We start from the raw sequence: 21952 nt of genomic DNA on the forward strand, positions 1-21952 counted from the left end.
CTTAACCGGATTATAAGCCCGGAAATTCTGGCTCCCGTACAAAAACGGGACTAGAGCGGTGCGAACGGTACGCACTGACACCGGTCAGCGGAGACGATGTGAACGATAAAGCGGCTTCCTTTAATGCCCTCCACCGCCACGGCTTTGTTCGCGTCGGTGCCTGCACGCCGCATGCAACGGCGGGCGATCCGGCGGCCAATGCGCAGGCGATCATCGCGCTGGCCGAACAGGGGCATGATGCCGGGGCCGACCTGCTGGTCTATCCCGAATTGTGCCTGTCCTCCTATGCGATCGACGACCTCCACCTTCAGGACGCGCTGTGCGATACGACCGAAGCCGCGCTTGCCGACGTCGTACGTGCCAGCATCAGCCTGACGCCGGTATTGCTGGTCGGTGCCGCACTGCGGCGTAACGGCAGGCTTTATAATTGCGCGGTCGCGGTGGCACGGGGGTGCATTCTGGGCGTCGTTCCCAAAAGCTATCTGCCCAATTACCGCGAATATTATGAAAAGCGCTGGTTCGCGCCCGGCATTGGCCTGACCGGGCTGACGATCGAGATCGCGGGGCAGACCGCAGCGTTCGGCACCGACCTGATTTTCGCGGCATCCGATTTGCCGCATTTCGTCTTTCATGCCGAAATCTGCGAGGATTTCTGGGCACCGGCACCACCCTCCACCATGGGAGCGCTGGCGGGCGCGCTGATCCTGTGCAACCTGTCGGCCTCCAACGTGACCATCGGCAAGGCACGCGAGCGTGAGATGCTGTGCCGATCGCAATCGGCGCGTGCGGTTGCGGCCTATGTCTATTCCGCCGCCGGGCCGGGGGAAAGCACCACCGACCTGAGCTGGGACGGTCAGGGCATGGTCCACGAACTGGGTGACCTGATGGTCCAGTCCGAACGGTTCGACCTTGCCAATGAAATCGTGCTGACCGATGTCGATTGCGACCGTATCCGGCTGGAACGCATGCGGATGGGCACGTTCAACGAAAACGCCGCCGCCGCCGGGCATCCGGAGCAACGATTTCGTCGGATCGCGTTCGAGCACCAGCCCGATTTCGCCGACAAGGGCCTGATCCGCCCGATCCGCCGCTTCCCCTTCGTCCCCAACGACGCCGAGCGTCTGAACGACGATTGCTACGAAGCCTTCAATATTCAGGTGGAGGGGCTGCGCAAGCGGATTGTGGCGAGTGGCGTCAAACGGCTGGTGATCGGCGTTTCGGGCGGGCTGGATTCAACCCATGCGCTGATCGTCGCTGCCAAGGCATTCGACCGGATGAACCGGCCCCGCAGCGAAATTCTGGCCTATACCATGCCGGGTTTCGCGACCAGCGACGCGACCAGGGACAATGCCTGGGCGCTGATGAAGGCGCTTGGCGTCAGCGGCGATGAACTGGATATCCGTCCGGCCGCGACACAGATGCTGCACGATATCGGCCACCCCTTTGCAGAGGGTGAGCCGGTGCACGATGTGACGTTTGAGAATGTGCAGGCGGGGTTACGTACCGATTACCTCTTCCGCCTCGCCAATCAGCATGAGGGCTTCGTGCTGGGCACCGGCGATCTGTCGGAACTGGCGCTCGGCTGGTGCACCTATGGCGTCGGCGATCAGATGAGTCATTATGCAATCAATGCAGGCGTGCCCAAGACTCTGATCCAGTATCTGATCCGCTGGAGCATCGCGACCGGCCAGTTCGATCCCGAAACCGATGCCATTCTGGATGCGATCCTGCACACCGAGATTTCGCCCGAGCTGGTGCCTGCCGGTGCGGACGGTGCGATCCAGAGCACCGAGCAGCGGATCGGACCCTATGAACTGAACGATTTCTTCGCACACCATATCATTCGCTATGGCCAGCGTCCGTCGAAGGTGGCGTTCCTCGCGTGGCACGCATGGCGGGATGCGAATGCGGGACTATGGCCGATCGACTTCCCGGAGGAAGGGCGCCATGCCTATACCCTGCCGACCATTGCGCAATGGCTGGAAAAATTTCTCTGGCGCTTCTTCCAGACCAGCCAGTTCAAACGCTCGGCGATCCCGAACGGGCCGAAAGTCTCCCCCGGCGGCGCGCTCAGCCCGCGTGGTGACTGGCGCGCACCTTCCGACGGCACCGCTCGTGCGTGGGTGGAAGAGTTACGTGCGGCCCTACCGGATTATCTCTGAGATAGAGCAAGCCATGGACCGTCGTGCGCCTTCGGTGCTCGCAATGACGACTGAATTTCAGCAGCCACGCTTAATCGCCGCGCTTTTCGATCCTGTACCCGGCCTTTTTCAGGGCAAGAAGGGCGGCAAGCGCCATATAATGGCTTTGATGGCCGTCTTCATACAGGCGCCCCTTCTGCTCCTCGGCACGCCGGATTGCGTCCCGTACCAGCATATATAGTTCGTTCGTCATCATGAACGCCTCCGGCTTTCGTCTTGCCCTGTCTTTATGGGAAGGCGACCGCGCAAGCACAATGGAAGCATCGGCATCCGGTCAGCGCAGAACCTTCTCCGCCGAAACGATCTGCATATCATGCATTTCGTTCAGATAGGCGTCGAGATAGGGCTTGTGCGACGCGCCGATGATGACGAGCATCCGGATACCGGGACGGTTGCTGAAGACCGAGCGGATGTTGGCCGCGATCTGGAGATTACGGGTCTCCCAATAGCCGACATATTGGCGCCCGAACTGCTGCGGAGAGGGTTCCTCCAACGCGGCGCCGAAGTCGCTGTGGAAGGTCAGCATACCCTCTGATGGCGCATTTAGAGTCCGATACAGCGCCATAATTCCTGCACCGCTCGTGGCGTTCGTTTCCAGCCTTCCGTCCCTGACCTTGCGCTTTTCTGTCGCGGGATTGTTCCATGCCTTGACCAGCGCGGCGCCATAGGCCTTGCGATCAGGCGTCGGGGAATCGGCAAGATGATCGTCGACCGGATAAACCTGTTCAAGCCCGAGTTCGGCGGCAAGCGGCGCGGCGATCCGCGTGTCCTCATTCTGATCGGTTCGCAGCTTTTCCAGCCGCTTGACCAGAGCATCGTTCAACCCGTCGCCTGCATGCCGTTCGGCTGTTGGCAGTCGCAGCCACTGGACCAGCGCGGAAACGGGATTGCCACCGGCCAGAAATAGGGCGGCAAGATGCCTGCGTTGTGCCGCGGTCGGGTGATCGGGCCAGTTATCCAGCAGGGTCTTCGCCTGTGCGGTTGCGCTCGGCACGTCGAGGCCGGTGGCAAGGCGCGCGGCGGACGTGTCGCCGCAATAATCGGGAATCGATTCCGAATAGCGGGTCGGATAGCGCCGCATGAAATCGCACTCGACGCCGGAAACCTGTTCGATGCCTATCGCCTGTGGCCGCCACGCCTTCAGGTGTGCCATGAGCGGTACCAGCGCAGCCGCCGGAACGGGTTTGGGCATTTGCGACAAATGCGTTGTTCCCAGAACCAGAAGCTGATTGGGCATGCCGTGTTGCGGCCCTTTCAGGTGGCCAGGGTCGAATTGTACGGGCTGCGTCGGTGCCGCTGCCACCCCCAGAACCATCGCCAGCGCCAGAAAGCTTGGTTTCAACATCGGCAATCTCCTTTTGGTAAAGCCATATGCCAACGCATGTTGACGCAGCTTTATATGTATTATCGAAATAATACACCAATACACAAAAAAGCAACCGATCAGTCACGCTGCATTTTGGCCATTTTCGGTTCAGAAAAATCGGCCTAAGCAAAAATCAGGGAAGGCAATGCGTCCGACGCATCCCGGCGCCCGTCATTCATCGATGGAAAGACCGTTTGTGCTTGCCCTGGATTCCGAATCCCTCGACATTTCCCTGAATTCAGCACCGCGCACGCCTGTTCCCGGCATGATCCCACGCGCATGGATCGTGCTGATGCTGCTGGGCGGCATGCCTTCACTCGCGCTGATGATGCGGATGGCCCACCTGTCGGTCGATCTGTACGGTAGCGGCGCGGCAGGCTTTGCGATCGCCTTTGCCGCGCTCGCGCTGATCCGCTGGGCATGTCGCAATCCATCGGGCGAAGCGGCGCGAATACTCGGCGATACGGCGGAATATTTCGGGCTGTTCACTGCCATTTCACTGGTCGGAGCGCTGGCCAGCTATCCCGTGGCGGCATTCAGTCACGGTTTTGCCGACGCGGCGCTGCACCAGGTCGATCTGATACTGCATTTCCGCTGGCTGTTCTGGTACGAACTCGTCGCTGCCCATCCTGTGCTGCAAATTGCTGGGCGTGCCGCCTATTCGATGATCTATATCTCGCCTGCCATCCTGCTGCTGCATCTGGCATGGACGAAGCAACGGCGGGAGGCGCATGAATTTCTCTTTGCCATCGGCATCGCAGCCACCATCACGCTGATCGCATTTCGCTTCATGCCGGCGGTCGGGCCATTCGCCTATCTCTGGCATGGGCCCATCCCCTATATGCCGATCAGTGAATTGTGGCAGCCGCAACTCATTCCGCATCTGCGTCAGCACACGGCCGCGCCGATCGATCCGGCACATCTGGTCGGGCTGGTTTCGGCGCCGAGTTTTCATACCGCCGCGGCGGTGCTGCTGATTGCCTTTGCCCAGCGCCAGCCGCTGTTGCGCGGCCCGCTGATTGCGGTGAATATCGCGATGCTGTTGTCCACGCCGGTGGAAGGAACTCACTATCTTAGCGATATGCTGCTGGGAGCGCTGGTCGCCTTCGCAGCGTTGAGTATCGTCGCGAGAATCCGCCACCGACTGACGCGGTTCCCGGCACCGGAACTTCAATCCGCGCTATAAGCGCTTATTCGCGCCCAAGCACCTGTTTCAGCCGCGCTGCCCAGGCACGGCTTTCAATGCGGGTGAGAAGGTCGCGGTTCATCGGTTCGCGCATCGCGCTATGCTGCGGCAAGGCAAAGGCATAGTCCTGCCGCCCGAAGGTTCCCGGCACCAGCCGCAGCCCTTTGCCCTCACCCCCGTCACGCATCCGATACACCAGCAAGGGACGATCATAGACAAAGGCATCGATCTGATGCGCACGCACCGCTGCCAGTCCCGCCTCGATGCTGGGATAGGCATGAAAGGCAATGCCCTCTTCATCCAGCCAGTCCTGTGCTGCCGATCCGTCGATCGAACCGACGCTAGCGGAATTCAGGTCAGAAACACCCTGGATCTGGCCGGTCAGCCGCCCCTCCGTCAGCGACGAGGCGATCATGCCGGTAAAGGTCGAAATGATGATGATCGCAGCAAACATCCATACCAGCGCGATCGCCTTGCCCAGCCAGGTTACCGGCGCTTTGTCGCCATAGCCGACCGTGGTCATGGTGACTGCAGAAAACCAGAAACCTGAGCCGATCCCGCTCGACGTCTTGCCCCCGAACTGATCGGTATTCGCCTTGCGCTCCGCCAGCCAGAACAGGAAGCCGACGAGCAACAGAATCGCAGCCAGCAGCAGCACAGCCTGCAGGAAATTCCAGGTGAAGAAATTGCGGATCAGCAACAGCCAGTTGGGCGGCGCTTTCGGCACCGCAATGCCGAAGCCGGTCGTATAATAGGGATGGGTGAAATCGACCAGCGCCTCCCGCGACGGCGTCACCGTCAGCGCACCGACACTGGCAGCGTATTGACCGTCGGCCACACCCTGCACCATGCCCTTCAGGTCGGTATCGACGAAGTGATAGTGCAGTCCCATGTCGGAGGCGATGCCGCGCCACAGATCGACGGCAAGGCCGTGCCATTTGCCGTCGGCATCTTTCATCGCAAAGGGCGGTGCGGCATGGGTGGCGATGGCCAGATCCTGCTGTTTACCCGGCTGAGGCTGTACTTGCTGTGCCATGGCAACGGCGGGAAACAGGGCAAGTACCGCCAGCAGGACAAGCCACAGGCGCAGGTAAAACGATCGGAAAATATGCTGCATGACGGCAAGCCTAGCATGACGGGTAGCGGTGCTGTCCAGTCCGCACTTGCCCGGTGGTGCCGCCTGCGCAACAAGGACGCGCGGGAGGACTATCATGGCGCGGTATGAAATCGACGGGAAACGACCCAGTCTGGCCGAGGGAGCGTGGGCGGCACCCACCGCCGATCTGATCGGCGATGTGCGGCTGGCAGAGCAGGCCAGTGTGTGGTTCGGCGCAATCATCCGCGGCGACAACACGCCGATGCGGATCGGTGCGCGGTCGAATTTTCAGGACGGTGCCGTCGGCCATTCGGATGCCGATGCACCGCTGACCATCGGAGAGGACTGCACCATCGGGCACAAGGCGATCCTGCACGGCTGCACGCTGGGCAACCGGGTGCTGGTCGGCATGGGTGCAACCATCCTGAACCATGCCGTCATTCCCGATGACTGTATCGTCGGTGCAGGCGCACTGGTGACGGAGGGCAAGACATTCGAACCGGGCAGCCTGATCCTCGGCAGCCCGGCGCGTGCAATCCGAAAGCTTGACGATGCCAGTCTTGCCGGGTTGCGCTGGTCCGCGGCACATTATGTGGAGAAAGCGGCGAAATTTGCGACCGGCCTGATACGAATCGATTGAAACGCACCGGATGCGCCGCCATGCCGTAAGGGATTCGACAAGCAGCACGGACCGAGTAGAAAACAGGCATGGCTTTACCTGCGCTTTTCGATCGTCTGCGGCTTCCCGTCATCGGCTCGCCCCTGTTCATCATCTCGGTGCCCGAACTGGTCATCGCCCAGTGCAAGGCAGGTATTGTCGGCAGCTTTCCAGCGCTCAACGCGCGCCCGCAAAGCCAGCTCGACGAATGGCTGCATCAGATCACCGAAGCGCTGGCGGCTTGGGATCGTGAAAATCCCGACCGCCCTTCCGCGCCTTTTGCCGTCAATCAGATCGTCCATCGATCGAACGCGCGGCTGGAGGAGGATATGGCGACCTGCGCCAAATGGAAGGTGCCCATCGTCATCACCTCGCTTGGCGCGCGTGAGGAGGTAAACGGCGCGGTGCAAGGCTGGGGCGGCATCACCCTGCATGACGTCATCGACGACCGGTTCGCGCACAAGGCGGTAGAAAAAGGTGCCGACGGCCTGATCCTCGTTTGTGCCGGCGCGGGCGGCCATGCCGGACGGTTAAGCCCCTTTGCGCTGACGCAGGAGGTACGCGCCTGGTTCGACGGCCCGATCGTGCTGAGCGGCTCGATTGCCAATGGTGGGGCGGTACTGGCGGCGCAGGCGATGGGGGCCGACCTCGCTTATATCGGATCACCGTTTATCGCGACGACCGAAGCGAACGCCTCCGACGCCTATAAACAGGGGATTGTGGCGGGCCATGCCTCCGACATCGTCTATACCAACCTGTTTACCGGCATTCACGGCAATTATCTGCGCCAGTCGATCGAGGCAGCGGGGCTGGACCCCGATCATCTGCCCGAAAGCGATCCCAGCAAGATGAATTTCGGTTCCGGCGGCGACCAGAAGGCAAAGGCGTGGCGCGATATCTGGGGATCGGGTCAGGGGATCGGCGCGGTACACGCTGTCGAACCCGTCACGGCGCGTGTCGACCGACTGGCCAGGGAATATGCCGAAGCCCGCAAGCGTCTTTCGCTATAGCTTACAGCGCGTGGTTGAGCCGCGCGAGCATGGTGCGCGCGGGGCTTTCCACCGCAACCTCGCCCGCCTGCGCCTGATCGAGCCGTGCAACGCGGCGGTGCAGATCCATGCTTGAATGAATGAGCTGCTGCGCGGTCTCCGGCATCGCATGCACCACTTCCATATCGCTTTCGGGTGCCGTGCCCAGACGTCGCGACGGATCGAGCGCGTCGCGCGGCTCCAGTTCGCCGGTCATCACCGCGCGCTGGGTCAGCAACCAGGCGATGATATGCATCAGCCGCGTCGTTACCTTCAGCGACTCGCAGGAAAAGGAAACACGGCGCAATGCGTCCAGACCATCGCGTTCCGACTTGCCGACCGCATCGAAATACCCCCGCGCCTCATCGGCGAGCAGCATCGCCTCGACATATAGCGTATCGATGAGATGGTGATGGATCCGGGCGGGCATAACGTGGTTCATCGATACTGGATGCCAGAAGCGGGAGGCGTCGGGAACCGGAAATTTCAACGGCTCGTCGCGCTGTTTCATTCCGGGTCGGTCAGGCGATGATGTCCGGAAAGAGCTGATCCTCCAATATCACGATTTCATCGCGAATCCGCAGTTTCTGGCGCTTCATCCGCGCCAGCCGAAGCTGATCGGCTCCCCCTTGAAGCAACAGCGCATCAATCGCCGCGTCCAGATCGCGATGGGCGACGCGCAATTGTTCGATATTCGCCCTGATTACCGCTTCGTCCATCCGCCCCCCGATCCTCCGACACCGGATGGCGAACCGGCATCAACGAAAAAACTGCACGGATTATCGTTTGCATCCTTTTATGCCCGCGACAAGCCGCGCGAAGCATGATTTACTCTCTGTCCGACTCAAGCGCAGAAGGAGGACTCTTCATGCAGAACACGCATCGTTCGTCCCTTGAGCATAAGCACGCCGGTCTTGACCGGCGGATCGCTGACGAGGCGCATCGCCCCCGTCCCGATCATTTGCTTATCGCTGAACTCAAGCGCCGAAAGCTGCGTCTGAAAGAAGAGCTTGCGACCTTGTAGCGAGGTTCGATGACATTCGCCCGGGGGACGGCCTTTCGTCGGCCCCGGGCTTCATATCGGCACAATATGGTGCGCCAATGCGCCGTAATTTCGTAATTTTTAAGCCCTCTATCGGGTTCTCATCGACTATCTTGGTCTGATAATCGCCTTGGCATAGCTGGGTGTGTGCGTGCCTTGACCGACCGGTTTTCGCGCCTTTCTCGGATCGATCTCGCGAGCAAAGGCTATTCCGATCCGGCCATCGGTCGACCATGCGACCGTACCCGATACCCAGCCAATTCCCCGTATATCGATCTCGACGGCCGTGCCGCGATCGAGCGCGCGTCCCAGCTCAACCATGACGCCACCGGCCGACAGGTTGCGCACACGTACCTGCGCACCGCCGCTATCGCCGCCCCTTTGCTTCAGGTCATCGCAACGGAAGGTCGCCGACAGAAACAGGCTGTCCCGGCCTTCATGCCGGGCACCGGCATCGCCCTTCCCATCATCTGCGCTAAATTGACCCATCAGCCGAAATCCGTACGAAATACTGTTTCAACCGATAGATCAAAATCCCCTATCCAAAACGTTAAAAAACGCTCAATCGTCGCGCGAAACCTTTTCGTTGCGCTCATGGCGTTCCTGCGCTTCGACCGTCATGGTTGCGATCGGGCGCGCTTCCAGACGCTCAAGCGAAATCGGATCGCCCGTCACTTCGCAATAGCCATATTCCCCCTCCTCGATCCGACGCAAAGCGGCGTCGATCTTGGAAATCAGCTTGCGTTGACGATCTCGTGTGCGCAATTCGATCGACCAGTCGGTTTCGCTGGACGCACGATCGGTCAGATCGGCTTCGCGCAACGGCTCCGACTGAAGTTGGGAAAGCGTACCCTTCGCCTCACGGTGGATCGCTTCTTTCCAGTCGAGCAGCTTCTTGCGAAAATACTCCAGTTGGCGTTCATTCATGAACGGCTCTTCGGCGCTGGGCCGATAACCGTCCGACACCGCGTCATTAGCAGCGCTCAAACCAGGTTTCCCGTTTAATTCCTGCGATTGCAATACGGTCGCCATCCCACTCTCCACTCCGAACCCTACCGGAGACATCCGGTCGGGATCGCCTTCTGCCCAACGCGCCCTATAGGGCCGCCGATACACTTAAACAAGCTGGGAAATACCCTAACCCGCTGCGTAATTCCTACTGGATCAGAGGGATTTCAGCGAATGACTCACGATACGGGATTCGCAATTCGTGTAGCAGCAAAGGCAAAGTCATTAACTATATTACCTGAAACATGTCCCATTAATGGACATTAACCATAACTCGCCTTTTGCCTTGGCCGAATACCAGTGAAATAATGCTGAAGAGTTGGTTAACCCGCTTGCGCTTAATAGTTTCTTTTGCCCTTCTGCATAAGAGGCATCAGATCAACGATCGGTCAGATGATCCGATGAATACATAAACAGGAAAGTGTTGGACATGTCGGTACGAATGGCTGTGGCAAAACTTGCTGCCTGCGCTTGCGGCGGTGCCATCATCGGAGGGGGCGCAGTTCACGCCATCGAAAATGGCGGGCGCCCCGTAGCGGTGAAGAAGGTTGGCATCACACACAGCGCCGATGTCGATTCGCCGGGTATCTATCCAACCAAATATCCTGAGAAATATGCATATAAGCGCAAGCTTATGCGCAAGAAGCTGATGGCCAAGAACGTCGTGCGCCAGGTTGAAACCAAGACTGCGTGCAAACCCACGGTTATCACCGTCACCAGCCAGGGCACACCGGTTCCCCTGCCGCCAGCACCCATGCCCGTCGTATCCAGCTCGGGCGGCGGCAGCGCACCGCTGCTGGTAGGCGGTTCGGGCGGATTCGGCGGCTTTGGCGGCGGATTCTTCGCAGGCGGCTTTTTCGGCGGCGGCGGCAGTTCCGGCAGCGTAGTGATTTCCTCGACATCGAGCAGCAGCGGCGGATCGACTTCCACATCCAGCGGCGGCTCCTCCACCTCCTCGTCGAGCGGCAACGTCTCTTCAACGTCTTCGTCAGGCGGCTCATCTACATCATCGTCGAGCGGTAACGTATCCTCGACCTCAAGCTCGAGCGGTAATGTGTCCAGTTCGAGTTCGAGTTCCACCTCATCTTCGACGTCTTCGTCCACCTCATCTTCGTCGAGCGGCAACGTGTCCTCATCGACCTCGTCCAGCACGTCTTCGTCGAGCAACGGCTGGGGATCGAGCGGCGGCTGGCATTCGAGCAGCGGCGGTCATCATCACCGCCCGCCGCCCAGCGGGTCGAGCGGCGGCCCGCCGCAGCCGGTTCCTGCCCCGCCGATGGTTCTGCTGTTCGGTGCAGCGGCGGCAGCGCTGGTCGGACGCAAACGCTTTACCCGCAAGAAAAAGACCGAAGCAACGACCTGAACCTTCCCGATGCAAAAACGGGAAAACCGCCGTCCGAACGATCGGGCGGCGGTTTTTTTGTCAACGCGTCAGTCAGTTGGCGGCGACCAGCGCCTTTTCGATATCGACGATCGGATGGCCGGTCAGATCCTTGTCGATTTCCCCACGCAGTCGCGATGCGACTTCCTTGTGATAATGTTTGCGCAATTCGCCCAGCGTCCGGGGTGGCGCAACCACGATCAGTGAGTCGAAATCGTTGCGCAGAGCCCGCTTCTTCAGCAGGTCGGCGGTTTCCGCCGCGAACCTGTCCTCTTCCAGTTGATGAAAATCGGTCTCCTCATAACTGCTGCGACCATTGCCGACGCTGGAAAAGGTCGTTCCCGGCGCATCCGTCGATTGTTCGCGGTCGGCCGGATTATCCTGTTCGCGCACGCGTTCGACGATCAGGTTGAGATGTTCCGTATCGCCATCGTTGCGAAAGAACAGCATCTTGCGACCATCGGCCACCACCACAAAGGCGTCGTGAGGAACCTGCATCCTGTATCTCCTTATCGTTGCAGTTGCTGACCCACCAACGTCTCACCACGCGCCGGGTTGCGCCGCGCGGCGCGTACGGCCATAGCCTTCGCCCATGCACGATATCCGCACCATCCGGGACAATCCCGACCAGTTTGACGCCGCCCTCGCCCGTCGCGGGCTGGAGCCGCGCGCCGCCGACCTGATCGCGCTTGACGAAAAGCGTCGCGCGCTCGTCACCGAGTTGCAGACGGGACAGGCGCGCCGCAACGAAGCGTCGAAAGCGATCGGCGCCGCCAAAGCGCAAAGGGATGAAGAAACCGCCGGCGCGCTGATGGCGGAAGTCGCTGCGCTGAAGGAAAAGCTGCCCGCGATGGAAGCGCAGGAGCGCGAGATTTCCGGAGCGCTGAATGCCGAACTGGCGGGCATCCCCAACCTCCCCGCCGCAGACGTGCCGGAGGGCGCGGACGAGGACGAAAACGCACTGGTCGCAACACATGGCGAGCCGCCCGTATTCGATTTTGAGGCGAAAGCGCATGACGCCATCGGCCCGGCCCTCGGCCTCGACTTCGACACCGGTGCGGCGATGTCGGGTGCGCGCTTCACGCTGGTACGCGGTCCGGTGGCGAAGCTGCACCGCGCGCTCGGCCAGTTCATGCTCGACACGCTGACGGAAGAATTCGGCTATGAGGAAGTGGTACCGCCGCTGCTGGTGCGTGATGAGGCGCTGTTCGGCACCGGTCAGCTTCCCAAATTCGCTGAAGATCTGTTCCGCACCACCGACGACCGCTGGCTGATCCCGACCGCAGAGGTCAGCCTGACCAATATCGTCGCGAAGCAGATCCTGCCCGCCGATGCGCTGCCGCTGCGTTTTACCGCACTGACGCCGTGCTTTCGCTCCGAAGCGGGGGCTGCCGGACGCGATACGCGCGGTTATATCCGCCAGCATCAGTTCGAAAAGGTCGAAATGGTGTCGATCACGACGCCAGAGGCGTCCGACGACGAACATGAACGCATGACCGGCTGTGCCGAGGCGATTCTGACGAAGCTGGGCCTGCCCTTTCGCCGGATGAAGCTGTGCACCGGCGATATGGGTTTCTCCGCCGCGCGCACCTATGACCTGGAGGTCTGGCTGCCCGGGCAGGACCGCTATCGCGAGATTTCGAGCTGTTCCACCTGCACCGATTTTCAGGCACGCCGGATGAACACCCGCTTCCGTCCCGAGGGCGAAAAATCGACCAGCTTTGTCCATACACTCAACGGCTCCGGCCTCGCGGTCGGGCGGACGCTGGTTGCCGTACTGGAGAATTACCAGCGCGCGGACGGGTCGGTCGTGGTGCCGGAAGCACTGCGCCCCTATCTGCGCGGCATGGACGTGCTGGAGCCTGCGTAATGCGGATATTGCTGACCAATGACGACGGTATCCGTGCGCGCGGGATGGAGGTGCTCGAACGCATCGCGCGGCAGTTCTCCGATGATGTCACCATCGTCGCGCCTGCCGACGAGCAGTCGGGCAAGAGCCGCTCGCTGACGCTGTCGCAACCGGTACGGCTGCGCAAACTGGGCGAGCAGCGTTTTGCGGTCAGCGGCACCCCCACCGATGCGGTGATGATGGCGCTCGCCAATCTGATGAAGGACAATCCGCCCGACCTGATCCTCTCCGGCGTCAATCGCGGTGCCAATCTTGGGGAAGATGTAAGCTATTCGGGCACCGTCGCAGGCGCGATGGAAGGTGCGTTCGCAGGCATCCGCTCGATCGCACTCAGCCAGTGCTACGCCGAACAGGGCATGGGCGAACGCGTGCCCTTCGACGCAGCGGAAGCATGGGGGGCAAAGGTCGTCGCACCACTGCTCGATCAGCCGTTCGAACCGCACATGCTGGTCAATATCAACTTTCCGCCGATCGCGCCCGATGCCGTAAAGGGAGTGCGTGTCGTGTCGCAGGGGATGCGCGATTACGGGCGGTTGAAAATCGACAAGCGCACCGATCCGCGCGGTTTCAACTATTACTGGATGGCAATCGGCCGGGTTCCCCACACGCCCGCGCACGCCACCGACCTGGAAGCGATCGACGCCGGATATATTTCGGTGACCCCGTTGCATCTTGACCTGACGCATCGGAAATCGCTCGCTATGCTGTCGGAAATCTATCGCTGAAATCTGCCGGGGGGCATGAAGGGGGCATGATGAGGAAATCGGGGAGTGTCAGCGCCATTGGCGTCATGGCGTCAATACTGCTGAGCGGATGCATTCCGGCGGGTGCGCCGCGCTATGCCCCCTATTCACGACCGGCACCCCAACCTTCGCGGCAGCCTGCACCGGCCAGCGATCGGGTTTCCACCCTGCCCGCGCCGCCGCCCGCATGGGAAGCGCGGCCCGTAACTGCCGATGCGGTACAGGTACCAAGCTCCATCTATACCGTAGAAAGCGGCGACAGCCTGCGCCGTATCGCCAACAAGACCGGTGCAGGGTCTGAAGCAATTGCGCGGGCGAACAACCTGCATGCGCCCTACACCATCTATGTCGGACAGCATCTGACCATTCCCGGCGGACGCTATCACCGCGTCCATGCGGGCGAAACCGGCATCGCCATTGCGCGTGCCTATGGCGTGCCCTGGGATCAGATCATCGCGGCCAACGATCTGGAGCCGCCCTATACGCTGCGTACCGGGCAGCGCATCCTGATCCCCGGCAACAAACCGATGACGGTGGCCGAGCGAGCAGCGGCCTTCAACCTCGACATCGAAGACATCGTGACCGGGGGCGAACCGGCTGCGGCCCCGCATGAAAAACCAGCGAAGCCCACCGCCTCGCCAACGCGCGTTCTGCCGGCCACCACGCCGGTGCGACCACCCGCCCATATGCGCGGCGACTTTATCTGGCCGGTACGCGGGAAGATTCTGCAAGGCTATGGACCGGGTAAGCCGGGCAATCGCAATGACGGGATCACCATCGGCGTACCGCTCAACACGCCGGTCGAAGCATCGGCCAGCGGCGTCGTCGTCTATGTCGGCGATCAGGTGCCGTCGCTGGGCGGGGTGGTGATCCTGAAGCACGGCGATAATTACGCAACGGTTTACGGCCATGTCAGCCGGATTCTGGTGCAGCGCGGCCAGTCGGTGAAACAGGGCCAGGTGATTGCGCGCTCCGGCGACACCGGACTTGCCGACAACCCGGAACTGCATTTCGAAATCCGCAAGGGCCGCGATCCGGTCAATCCGGTCAGCAAATTGCCGCAGGGCTGATGCCGCAACCACGCCTGTCCTCCGCGCTCAAGCGCAAGTCGGGCCTGCCGCTTTGGCTGGCAATCGGCTGGCGCGTGGCGGGAGTGATGGCACTGCTGGGCATTGCCATCGGCGTCCACTGGTTCGACCGCGCCGGGCTGCGCGACAGCTATGACGGCAATGTCAGCTTTCTCGACGTCATCTATTTCACGATGATCTCGATCACCACGACCGGCTATGGCGACATCGCGCCGGTCAGCGAACGGGCACGCATGTTCGACGCGCTGGTGGTCACGCCGATCCGCATTTTCGTGGTGCTGCTGTTCCTTGGCACCGCCTATAATTTCGTTCTAAAACGCACCTGGGAGAAGTGGCGCATGGCGCTCATCCAGCGTAATCTGCACGATCATATCGTCGTCGCCGGGTTCGGCACGACCGGATCGGAAGCCGTCGACGAGCTGATCGCGCGCGGCACCCGCCCGCGCGATATCGTCGTCATCGAAAACAACGCCGAAGCGCTGGCGCGGGCCGAAGCGCTGGGCTGCAACGTGCTTCAGGGCGACGCGACCCGCGATGCGACGCTGGAGGATGTGAAGCTCGACCGGGCAGCCTCGATGATCGTCGCGGCGGGACGCGACGACACCTCGATCCTCATCACGCTGACCGCACGGCACCTGTCGGCCAACCTGCCGATCAGCGTGATCGTGCGGGCGGAGGACAATGAACTGCCCGCACGCGCGGCAGGCGCCACCACCGTCATCAATCCGGTCAGCTTTGCCGGGCTGCTGCTTGCGGGGTCATCCGGCAACCAGCATCTCACCGACTATATGATGGACCTTGCCTCCGTACGAGGCCGCATCTCCCTGACCGAACGACAGGTTCATGCGGATGAAATCGGCAGGCCGCTGAGCGCGATCACCACCGGGCTTGGTGTTCGAATCTATCGCGACGGCAACCCCTATGCCTTTTGCGATCCGGAATGCGCAGCGCTGAAAGCAGAGGACACGATCGTCGAAATCGTCCGGCGGAACGGCGACAAGCCTTAACGCTTTTTACGCGCCGCAATCAGCGCCCGGAACATTACCGCCGGAACGGCAAGCCCCAGCACGAGTCCGGCGATTGCCCCCCAGATCGACCCGCTATTGCCGCCCAGCGCCGCACCCAGCAGCGCGCCGCCGATGAAGAAGGCCACCGGAAAGATACACCCAAGTGCAAGCATGAATCGCAGATAGGGAATGCAGGACGGGTTTGGCCAGCCCTTTATCCTCCCTCGCCGCGTTTCAGACGGCCGGGCTTCCTCTCCTTGCGCCCGGCATATGATGCGGATGGCGATATTTGGGCACGAACAACACAATCAATGCAGCCGCGGCCGTGCAGGCGGGAACGGTCATCAGCGCCAGTTCGAAATTGCCGCCCAGCCGGTCGGCAAGATATCCGACCAGCGGCTGGAAGATCAGCGCACCGGCAATACCGACCATGTTGACGAAGGCGACGACGGTACCGACCACCCGGTTGTCCTGCCCTTCCTTGGCCATGGCGAAGGTCAGCATCTGGAACCCGCCGAAAAATCCCGCGGCGAGCAGTAAAACACCCTCCCCCAGTGCCGAAGCGGGCAGATAGAGCGCCGCTCCATAGGCGCATGTCGTCAGCACCGCTCCGCCCAGCACCAGATATTTGCGATGCCCGATCCGGTCGGAAAACCATCCCCCCGCAACGCTGCCCAAAGCCATGCCCCAGAAGATCATCGAAACATCGGTTTCGGCCGCAACGGTTGTAAAATGATGGTTCCTGACCAGCTCGGTCGTCCCCCACAGTCCTCCATAGACGTTGACCGGCATGTAATAGAGCAGCCCGACCAACGAGAGCGCCCAGACGCGCCCGTCGCCCAGCACTGTCTTCAAACTGTCCCGCACATGCTCGACAGGACCGGTCTGCGCTGCCGCCGCCGGTGACGCGGGTTCGTGCAGGAAGAAATAAATGAGCAGCACCAGCAGCAGCCCCGCTGCGCCGGTGACAAGAAAGACCGGCCGCCAGCCGAAGTCGGTCACTGCATCGGACAGGCCCACGGCGCCTGCGGCCACGCCGATCATGCCGACCGCGTTGACCCCGCCGGAAAGCAGTGCGAACCGCTCCGGCGCGAACCAGTGGTTGACCAGCCAGAGCGCGCCGACAAAAGCAAAGGACGCGCCGAAACCCGTCAGCATCCTGCCCGCGCCTGCTACCCCGACAAGGTTCGTTGCCGCGAACATCAGCGTGCCGGCGGCGCAGCAAAAGCTGCCCAGCAACAGGAAGCGACGCGCGCCAAAGCGGTCCAGCAACAGGCCGACGATGATCTGCATCGGCGCATAGACCCAGAAGAACAGGCTGGACAATGTCCCGAAGCCCGAATTCGACAGGTGAAAGAAACTACCGATCGCCTGCGCATCCAGACTCGGCTCAACGCGCGTGACGAATTCGAACAGGAAAAAGCCGGATGCGATGGCAAAGGCCAGCCAGGCTTTTCTCATGATTTGGAAATCACCGCCAAAGCCATCATCGAGCGCTCCCCATCAAGCCTGTCCATACATCCATGCGCCCGGACATAGCCGCAATCCGGCAACAGGCAACAGGGCCGCCTTCCCTTCGCTCTGGCATTTTCATGGAAAATCGCTATGAGCGCGCCCACGCATGGCAACCAAACTTCCCGAAAGCCCCAAAGTGGGCATGGTCTCGCTCGGCTGTCCCAAGAATCTGGTCGATAGCGAGCGTATCCTGACCAAATTGCGTTCCGACGGCTATCAGCTTTCGGGCGATTATGCCGGTGCGGATGTCGTGCTGGTCAATACCTGCGGCTTCCTCGACAGCGCCAAGGAGGAAAGTCTGGAGGCGATCGGCGAGGCGATTTCCGAAAACGGCCGCGTCATCGTCACCGGCTGCATGGGCAAGGAAGCCGAGATGATCCGCGCGCGTTTCCCGGACGTGCTCGCGATCACCGGCGCACATCAATATGAAGAGGTGGTCGGCGCCGTACACACCGCCGCGCCGATGCCGCCCAGCGCCTATCTGAACCTCGTCCCCGACAGCGGGCTGAAACTGACGCCGCGCCACTATAGCTATCTGAAGATTTCCGAAGGCTGCAACCACCGCTGCGCTTTCTGCATCATCCCGTCCTTACGCGGCGATCTCGTCAGCCGCCGCCCCGACGCGATCCTGCGCGAGGCGGAAAAGCTGGTCGCGGCAGGCACGAAGGAATTGCTGGTCATCAGTCAGGATACCAGCGCCTATGGCATCGACATTCGCAAGGAACCGCGGATGTGGAAGGGCGAAGAGGTCGTGCCGCACATGACCGATCTGGCCCGCGAGCTGGGCAAAATCGCGCCATGGGTGCGGCTCCACTATGTCTACCCCTATCCCCATGTCGATCAGGTCATTCCGCTGATGGCCGAAGGACTGGTGCTGCCCTATCTCGACATTCCGTTTCAACATGCCAGCCGCAATGTGCTGAAGGCAATGAAACGCCCCGCGAACGAAGCAAAGGTGCTGGAGCGCCTGAAAAACTGGCGCGAAATCTGCCCTGACATCGCCATCCGCTCGACCTTCGTCGTCGGGTTCCCCGGCGAGACGGAAGACGATTTCGAATATCTGATGGACTGGCTGGAAGAAGCGCAGCTCGACCGTGTCGGCGCGTTCCGTTTCGAACCTGTCGAGGGGGCTGCCGCCAACGATCTGCCGGGTGCGGTGCCGGAAGCGGTCAAGGAAGAACGCTATGCGCGCCTGATGGAGCGCACCGCCGCCATCTCGGCCGCCAAGTTACAGGCCAGGATCGGCCGCACGCTCGACGTCATTATCGACGAGGTGGATCAGGAAGGCGGCGCCAACGGCCGCTCCTCCGCAGATGCGCCGGAAATCGACGGACAAGTTTTGCTGCGCGATGCAAGTCATCTCACCGAGGGCGATATTGTGCGCGTCACGATAGAAGATGCGGACGAACACGATCTGTTCGGGGTGCCTGTCGCATCGTGATCCCGGCAATCTGCTGCATTTGCGAAATTATTGCCGCCCGTCCCTTGGCCACAGCGCGCATTCGTCCTATTTCGCAAGCCTGATGGTACGAGCTTCCCGATCCAATGACTGGGGTTTTCCCCGCTGGCGCGGCTATGAGGCGGGGCGTGAGGCGCAGAAGGTGCGCCTGTGCGACCGGCATGGCTGTGAAGAACCGGGAAACTGCCCCGCACCGAAATCGCCCAACAGCCCGGAACGCTGGTATTTCTGCGAGAAACACGCGGCCGAATACAACCGCAACTGGAATTATTTCGAAGGACTGGACGAGGAAGAGGCCAAGCGCCGCGAAGCGCAGGAACGACGCGAAGCCAATGGCTATGCCGATTCCGCCCATTATGGCTGGGCCGGGCCGGGTGACGGCAGCCGCTCAAGCGATGAAATGCGCGCGCTCGACGTGCTCGAACTGGAAGCGGATGCCGATTTCGAAACGGTTCGCGTGGCGTGGCGACGGCTGGCGAAGGAAAATCACCCGGACGTCAAACCCGACGATGCCGAGGCTGCCAAGCGCTTCCACGCGATCCAGGCCGCCTATGACGTGCTGAAAGCGGCCGAAGATCGCCGCCAGTGGAAGCCCGATTGAAACGCCACGTCCGCTCCGACTGGTCCCATGCGGTTCTGGTCTGCGCCAAATGCTCGAAAAAACTGGGCGGCGGGTTCGGGCCGAAGGGCAAGACTCCGCTGGCAAAGGCGCTGCGCAAGCAACTCGGCATCAAAAAGGGCCGCAAGAGCCCGCTCGGTATTGTCGAGGTGAAGTGCCTGGGCGTTTGTCCCAAAAATGCGGTGACGGTGGTCAACGGCACCGACAGCGGCATGTGGAACCTGGTGCCCAAAGGCGCCGATGTGGATGAAGTAGCCCGCGAACTCGGCCTGATCGAACCGCATCGGGGCTGACGATCAGCCTCCGGCGTAGCGCTTCGCGGTTTCGCGGATCAGTGCGATCATGTTGGGAATTCCCTGGGTCCGGTTCGAACTGAGCTGGTTTTTCAGGTCGAACGGCGCCAGCGCCCCTTCGATATCGGTTTCCAGAATTTCATCGGCGGTCTTGTCCTGCACGCTCAGTAGCACCAGCGCGATAATCCCCTTGGTGATCGCGGCATTGCTGTCGGCCAGAAAATGCAGCGTGCCGTTATCGGGATGGGTGGGATAGACCCAGACGGATGCCGAACATCCCCGCACCAGCGTCGCATCGGTCTTCAGCGCGTCGGGCATCGGCTCCAGATCGCGTCCCAGGTCGATCAGCAGGCGATAGCGATCGTCGCCATCGAGAAATTCATATTCGTCCTGAATATCGGCAAGTGTCGGCATGCACCGCCCGCTACAGGGGTGAACCTCAAAGGTCCACCCCGGCGGCGATCGCTTCCAGCTTGCGGATGCGTTCTTTCAGATCGGCAATCTCGATCCGTGCACCGGCCGAATTGGGTTCCGGCTGATGCCGGCGCTCACCCGTCAGTTCCAGTTCCTGCTGTTTCAGGTTCAGCCAGCCCCGCCATCCGGTCAGGGCCGCCATGGTGATCATGGCAAGCCCGGTCAGTGCAGCGAAAACGGCCAGCATATAGAATTCGGGATCGTTCATGGTCTCGGTTCCCTCGTTCAAACGTTGTTCTTGTTCCGCAGGCGTTCAATCTCGGCTTCGAGATCGGAACTGCGGTGGTTGTCGGTAATTACGCGCTCCAGCACCTGTACGCGCTCTTTAAGCGTGCGCACCTCGTCACGAAGGCGGGCGGCCTCGGCAGCGGCTTGTTGATCGGCGGGATCGAACTCATCGGCGCGATCACGGCGTCCACGATATTCTCCGTTGCGGGACCGCATCACGCGACCGATCGTCACGATCAGAACGATGGCGACCACCATACTGAAAGGATTGTCGAACAGGCCCATTATTATCGTACTCCCCTTGGCAGGTTTTTATTCAGTTCAGCGGCTGATCGCGCAGCCGTTCGATTTCATCCGCAACGTCGATGCCCTTGTTGGTGACGATGCGTTCAAGAACGCGAACGCGCTGTTCCAGCCGTTCGGTCTGGGCGGCATATTGCGCCGACTTTTCCGCCGTCTGGGCGTTCAGTGCCTCGGCCATGCGTTCCTTGTGCTTCAGCCAGCGGTTGAACATTCCCGACGCGATGCCCGCAATCACGGGAATTCCAACCACGATCATGAAAAAGCCCAGTATGAAGCCCTGACTCATCGCAACGTCTCCCTCAATTCGTGCGGCCGCGCAGCTTCTCGATCTCCTGATCGAGCATATGGCTGCTGTCGGTCACGATGCGTTCGATATTGGCAAGCCGGTCCTTGACCGAGCCGACCTCGGCACGCAGTTGCGCATTTTCCTGACTCAGCAGCTTGATGCGCTCCATCGCCTCGTCATTGCGCTTCGGATAGATCGCCTGCCCCCAGGCGCCATCGAGCGGATAGCCGTTCTTGACGCGCAGCCAGGTAGTGAAGATCCAGCCGATAATCCCGAGCGCGCCGATCGCGAGCCCCGCACCGATGATCCATGGCAGGTTGGGAAGGATATAGACTTCAGCCATGATAGCTCTCCCTGTAGGTACGCGGTTCGCGCAGTGCCTCAATCTCTCGGGCGGTGCGTTCGGCCGGATCGGTGGCGATGCGCTCCAGCACCGCGATCCGCTCCTCCAGCCGATGGACCTGCCCGGTCAGGCGTTCATTTTCCGCCGACAGCAATTCGACCTTGCGTTCGCTTTCCAGAGAACCGCGGCTGTTACGGCCGCTGCGGCAATCATTCGGGTCATACCCGTGCTTGACGCGAACCCAGGTGGAGAACGCCTTGCTGGCCATGACCACCGCGACGATCAGTACCGGAACCAACCAACTATACTGCATTTCAACTCTCCTTGGATCGGATCAATCAGCGCAGGCTGTCGATCTCATTGGCGAGCCGGGTGTTGCGGCTGGTATAGAACATCTCGATATCCGCCAGTCGGCGATCGATGTCGCGGAATTTCGAGCGGACCTCGCTGGTCGACCGTTTCGGGTTCGATCGCACGCCCTGCCAGAACTTCGCATCTTCCGGTGTCTGATAGAGACCGATCGGCTTTTTCTGCGCCATCCAGGCAATCAGGAAATAAGCGATCACGGTCCAGGGAAAGCCTCCGGCGAGCGTCAGGATGATGGCCCCGATACGGACCCACATGACATCGACCCCGGCATAGTCGGCAATGCCTGCACAGACGCCCGACCATTTCGCATTCTGCTTATCGAGATAGAATTTGGTGCGGCTGGCGGACAT

General features: G+C 61.1%; 31 protein-coding genes. 13 read left to right on the forward strand and 18 right to left on the reverse strand.

Annotation, left to right across the window (positions count from 1 at the left end; genetic code table 11):
* Nucleotides 1–98: 98 nt before the first annotated feature.
* Nucleotides 99–2162, forward strand: a complete 2064-nt coding sequence (locus FHR23_RS00085) for an NAD(+) synthase (protein WP_184000914.1) — start codon at nt 99–101, stop codon at nt 2160–2162.
* Between the two features lie 70 nt (nt 2163–2232).
* On the opposite strand, the gene FHR23_RS00090 is transcribed toward FHR23_RS00085, so the two are convergent.
* Both FHR23_RS00090 and FHR23_RS00095 read right to left on the reverse strand, forming a co-directional pair.
* The gene (locus tag FHR23_RS00090) at nt 2233–2397 is read right to left on the reverse strand and encodes a hypothetical protein (RefSeq protein WP_184000915.1); all 165 of its coding nucleotides are present in this window, start codon (nt 2395–2397) and stop codon (nt 2233–2235) included.
* A 78-nt stretch (nt 2398–2475) separates the two neighbouring features.
* Nucleotides 2476–3546: a DUF5694 domain-containing protein gene (locus FHR23_RS00095; protein ID WP_184000916.1), complete on the reverse strand. Its 1071-nt coding sequence runs from the start codon at nt 3544–3546 to the stop codon at nt 2476–2478.
* Nucleotides 3547–3748: 202 nt separating this feature from the next.
* On the opposite strand from FHR23_RS00095, the gene FHR23_RS00100 reads away from it, so the two are divergent.
* Complete coding sequence (locus FHR23_RS00100; protein WP_184000917.1) at nt 3749–4753, forward strand: phosphatase PAP2 family protein; 1005 nt, start codon at nt 3749–3751, stop codon at nt 4751–4753.
* Between the two features lie 4 nt (nt 4754–4757).
* Here the strand turns inward: FHR23_RS00100 and FHR23_RS00105 are convergent, their stop codons facing one another.
* Nucleotides 4758–5870 carry a transporter substrate-binding domain-containing protein gene (locus tag FHR23_RS00105; protein WP_246359631.1) on the reverse strand — a complete coding sequence of 371 codons (1113 nt, stop codon included), beginning with the start codon at nt 5868–5870 and terminating at the stop codon, nt 4758–4760.
* Nucleotides 5871–5964: 94 nt separating this feature from the next.
* Between FHR23_RS00105 and FHR23_RS00110 the strand changes: the two genes are divergently transcribed.
* Both FHR23_RS00110 and FHR23_RS00115 read left to right on the forward strand, forming a co-directional pair.
* Nucleotides 5965–6489 (forward strand): gamma carbonic anhydrase family protein, encoded by a 525-nt coding sequence (locus tag FHR23_RS00110; protein WP_184000918.1) that lies wholly within the window; start codon nt 5965–5967, stop codon nt 6487–6489.
* A 68-nt stretch (nt 6490–6557) separates the two neighbouring features.
* Nucleotides 6558–7517 (forward strand): NAD(P)H-dependent flavin oxidoreductase, encoded by a 960-nt coding sequence (locus tag FHR23_RS00115; protein ID WP_184000919.1) that lies wholly within the window; start codon nt 6558–6560, stop codon nt 7515–7517.
* Between the two features lies 1 nt (nt 7518).
* Here the strand turns inward: FHR23_RS00115 and FHR23_RS00120 are convergent, their stop codons facing one another.
* On the reverse strand, nt 7519–7965 hold the full coding sequence (locus FHR23_RS00120; RefSeq protein ID WP_246359632.1) for a DUF1465 family protein: 447 nt from the start codon (nt 7963–7965) through the stop codon (nt 7519–7521).
* A 91-nt stretch (nt 7966–8056) separates the two neighbouring features.
* Nucleotides 8057–8254, reverse strand: a complete 198-nt coding sequence (locus tag FHR23_RS00125; protein ID WP_184000921.1) for a YdcH family protein — start codon at nt 8252–8254, stop codon at nt 8057–8059.
* 149 nt (nt 8255–8403) lie between these two features.
* On the opposite strand from FHR23_RS00125, the gene FHR23_RS00130 reads away from it, so the two are divergent.
* Nucleotides 8404–8559: a YdcH family protein gene (locus tag FHR23_RS00130; RefSeq protein WP_184000922.1), complete on the forward strand. Its 156-nt coding sequence runs from the start codon at nt 8404–8406 to the stop codon at nt 8557–8559.
* A gap of 126 nt (nt 8560–8685) precedes the next feature.
* On the opposite strand, the gene FHR23_RS00135 is transcribed toward FHR23_RS00130, so the two are convergent.
* From FHR23_RS00135 to FHR23_RS16510, 3 genes are all read right to left on the reverse strand, one after another.
* Complete coding sequence (locus tag FHR23_RS00135; RefSeq protein ID WP_184000923.1) at nt 8686–9066, reverse strand: PilZ domain-containing protein; 381 nt, start codon at nt 9064–9066, stop codon at nt 8686–8688.
* 72 nt (nt 9067–9138) lie between these two features.
* Complete coding sequence (gene dksA, locus FHR23_RS00140) at nt 9139–9609, reverse strand: RNA polymerase-binding protein DksA (protein ID WP_184000926.1); 471 nt, start codon at nt 9607–9609, stop codon at nt 9139–9141.
* Nucleotides 9610–10173: 564 nt separating this feature from the next.
* The gene (locus FHR23_RS16510) at nt 10174–10710 is read right to left on the reverse strand and encodes a hypothetical protein (RefSeq protein ID WP_246359633.1); all 537 of its coding nucleotides are present in this window, start codon (nt 10708–10710) and stop codon (nt 10174–10176) included.
* A 1-nt stretch (nt 10711) separates the two neighbouring features.
* Between FHR23_RS16510 and FHR23_RS16515 the strand changes: the two genes are divergently transcribed.
* Entirely contained in the window at nt 10712–10948 is a 237-nt protein-coding gene (locus FHR23_RS16515) for a hypothetical protein (RefSeq protein WP_246359634.1), read from the forward strand.
* 72 nt (nt 10949–11020) lie between these two features.
* On the opposite strand, the gene FHR23_RS00150 is transcribed toward FHR23_RS16515, so the two are convergent.
* Nucleotides 11021–11464, reverse strand: a complete 444-nt coding sequence (locus tag FHR23_RS00150) for a host attachment family protein (protein ID WP_184000929.1) — start codon at nt 11462–11464, stop codon at nt 11021–11023.
* A 94-nt stretch (nt 11465–11558) separates the two neighbouring features.
* Between FHR23_RS00150 and serS the strand changes: the two genes are divergently transcribed.
* Genes serS through FHR23_RS00170 form a run of 4 tightly spaced genes read left to right on the forward strand, consistent with a single transcriptional unit; the run spans nt 11559 to nt 15713 of the window.
* A complete protein-coding gene (serS, locus tag FHR23_RS00155; protein WP_184000930.1) occupies nt 11559–12836 on the forward strand; it encodes a serine--tRNA ligase in 1278 nt (425 codons plus the stop codon).
* Entirely contained in the window at nt 12836–13600 is a 765-nt protein-coding gene (surE, locus tag FHR23_RS00160; protein ID WP_184000932.1) for a 5'/3'-nucleotidase SurE, read from the forward strand. The genes serS and surE overlap by 1 nt, the downstream gene beginning before the upstream one ends.
* 29 nt (nt 13601–13629) lie before the next feature.
* Nucleotides 13630–14688 carry a peptidoglycan DD-metalloendopeptidase family protein gene (locus tag FHR23_RS00165; protein WP_184002082.1) on the forward strand — a complete coding sequence of 353 codons (1059 nt, stop codon included), beginning with the start codon at nt 13630–13632 and terminating at the stop codon, nt 14686–14688.
* Nucleotides 14688–15713, forward strand: coding sequence for a potassium channel family protein (locus tag FHR23_RS00170; protein WP_184000933.1), 1026 nt, complete (start codon nt 14688–14690; stop codon nt 15711–15713). Before FHR23_RS00165 ends, FHR23_RS00170 begins: the two co-directional genes overlap by 1 nt.
* Here FHR23_RS00170 and FHR23_RS00175 read toward each other — a convergent pair.
* Nucleotides 15710–15886 carry a hypothetical protein gene (locus FHR23_RS00175; RefSeq protein ID WP_184000935.1) on the reverse strand — a complete coding sequence of 59 codons (177 nt, stop codon included), beginning with the start codon at nt 15884–15886 and terminating at the stop codon, nt 15710–15712. The two genes, FHR23_RS00170 and FHR23_RS00175, sit on opposite strands and share 4 nt — an antisense overlap.
* Before the next feature lie 61 nt (nt 15887–15947).
* Nucleotides 15948–17174 carry an MFS transporter gene (locus tag FHR23_RS00180; protein ID WP_184000937.1) on the reverse strand — a complete coding sequence of 409 codons (1227 nt, stop codon included), beginning with the start codon at nt 17172–17174 and terminating at the stop codon, nt 15948–15950.
* A 160-nt stretch (nt 17175–17334) separates the two neighbouring features.
* Between FHR23_RS00180 and rimO the strand changes: the two genes are divergently transcribed.
* The 3 genes from rimO to FHR23_RS00195 all read left to right on the forward strand — a co-directional run bounded on the left by rimO (nt 17335) and on the right by FHR23_RS00195 (nt 19599).
* Nucleotides 17335–18669: a 30S ribosomal protein S12 methylthiotransferase RimO gene (gene rimO / locus FHR23_RS00185; RefSeq protein WP_184000939.1), complete on the forward strand. Its 1335-nt coding sequence runs from the start codon at nt 17335–17337 to the stop codon at nt 18667–18669.
* Nucleotides 18670–18751: 82 nt separating this feature from the next.
* A complete protein-coding gene (locus FHR23_RS00190; RefSeq protein WP_184002083.1) occupies nt 18752–19288 on the forward strand; it encodes a J domain-containing protein in 537 nt (178 codons plus the stop codon).
* Nucleotides 19285–19599, forward strand: a complete 315-nt coding sequence (locus FHR23_RS00195; RefSeq protein ID WP_184000941.1) for an NADH-quinone oxidoreductase subunit NuoE family protein — start codon at nt 19285–19287, stop codon at nt 19597–19599. Before FHR23_RS00190 ends, FHR23_RS00195 begins: the two co-directional genes overlap by 4 nt.
* A 3-nt stretch (nt 19600–19602) precedes the next feature.
* Here the strand turns inward: FHR23_RS00195 and FHR23_RS00200 are convergent, their stop codons facing one another.
* From FHR23_RS00200 to pspC, 7 genes are read right to left on the reverse strand one after another with little or no spacing between them, the layout of a single operon-like run.
* Complete coding sequence (locus tag FHR23_RS00200; RefSeq protein WP_184000943.1) at nt 19603–20013, reverse strand: SufE family protein; 411 nt, start codon at nt 20011–20013, stop codon at nt 19603–19605.
* A gap of 25 nt (nt 20014–20038) precedes the next feature.
* A complete protein-coding gene (locus tag FHR23_RS00205; RefSeq protein WP_184000944.1) occupies nt 20039–20281 on the reverse strand; it encodes a hypothetical protein in 243 nt (80 codons plus the stop codon).
* Nucleotides 20282–20298: 17 nt separating this feature from the next.
* The gene (locus FHR23_RS00210) at nt 20299–20586 is read right to left on the reverse strand and encodes a hypothetical protein (RefSeq protein WP_246359635.1); all 288 of its coding nucleotides are present in this window, start codon (nt 20584–20586) and stop codon (nt 20299–20301) included.
* Between the two features lie 31 nt (nt 20587–20617).
* The gene (locus FHR23_RS00215) at nt 20618–20890 is read right to left on the reverse strand and encodes a hypothetical protein (RefSeq protein ID WP_184000946.1); all 273 of its coding nucleotides are present in this window, start codon (nt 20888–20890) and stop codon (nt 20618–20620) included.
* A gap of 13 nt (nt 20891–20903) precedes the next feature.
* Nucleotides 20904–21233 carry a hypothetical protein gene (locus FHR23_RS00220; RefSeq protein ID WP_184000947.1) on the reverse strand — a complete coding sequence of 110 codons (330 nt, stop codon included), beginning with the start codon at nt 21231–21233 and terminating at the stop codon, nt 20904–20906.
* Nucleotides 21226–21546, reverse strand: coding sequence for a hypothetical protein (locus FHR23_RS00225; RefSeq protein WP_184000948.1), 321 nt, complete (start codon nt 21544–21546; stop codon nt 21226–21228). Before FHR23_RS00225 ends, FHR23_RS00220 begins: the two co-directional genes overlap by 8 nt.
* A gap of 25 nt (nt 21547–21571) precedes the next feature.
* On the reverse strand, nt 21572–21952 hold the full coding sequence (pspC, locus tag FHR23_RS00230) for an envelope stress response membrane protein PspC (RefSeq protein WP_184000949.1): 381 nt from the start codon (nt 21950–21952) through the stop codon (nt 21572–21574).

This window comes from Stakelama sediminis, from assembly GCF_014199335.1.
In the GTDB taxonomy this organism is placed as follows: Bacteria; Pseudomonadota; Alphaproteobacteria; order Sphingomonadales; family Sphingomonadaceae; genus Sphingomonas; species Sphingomonas sediminis.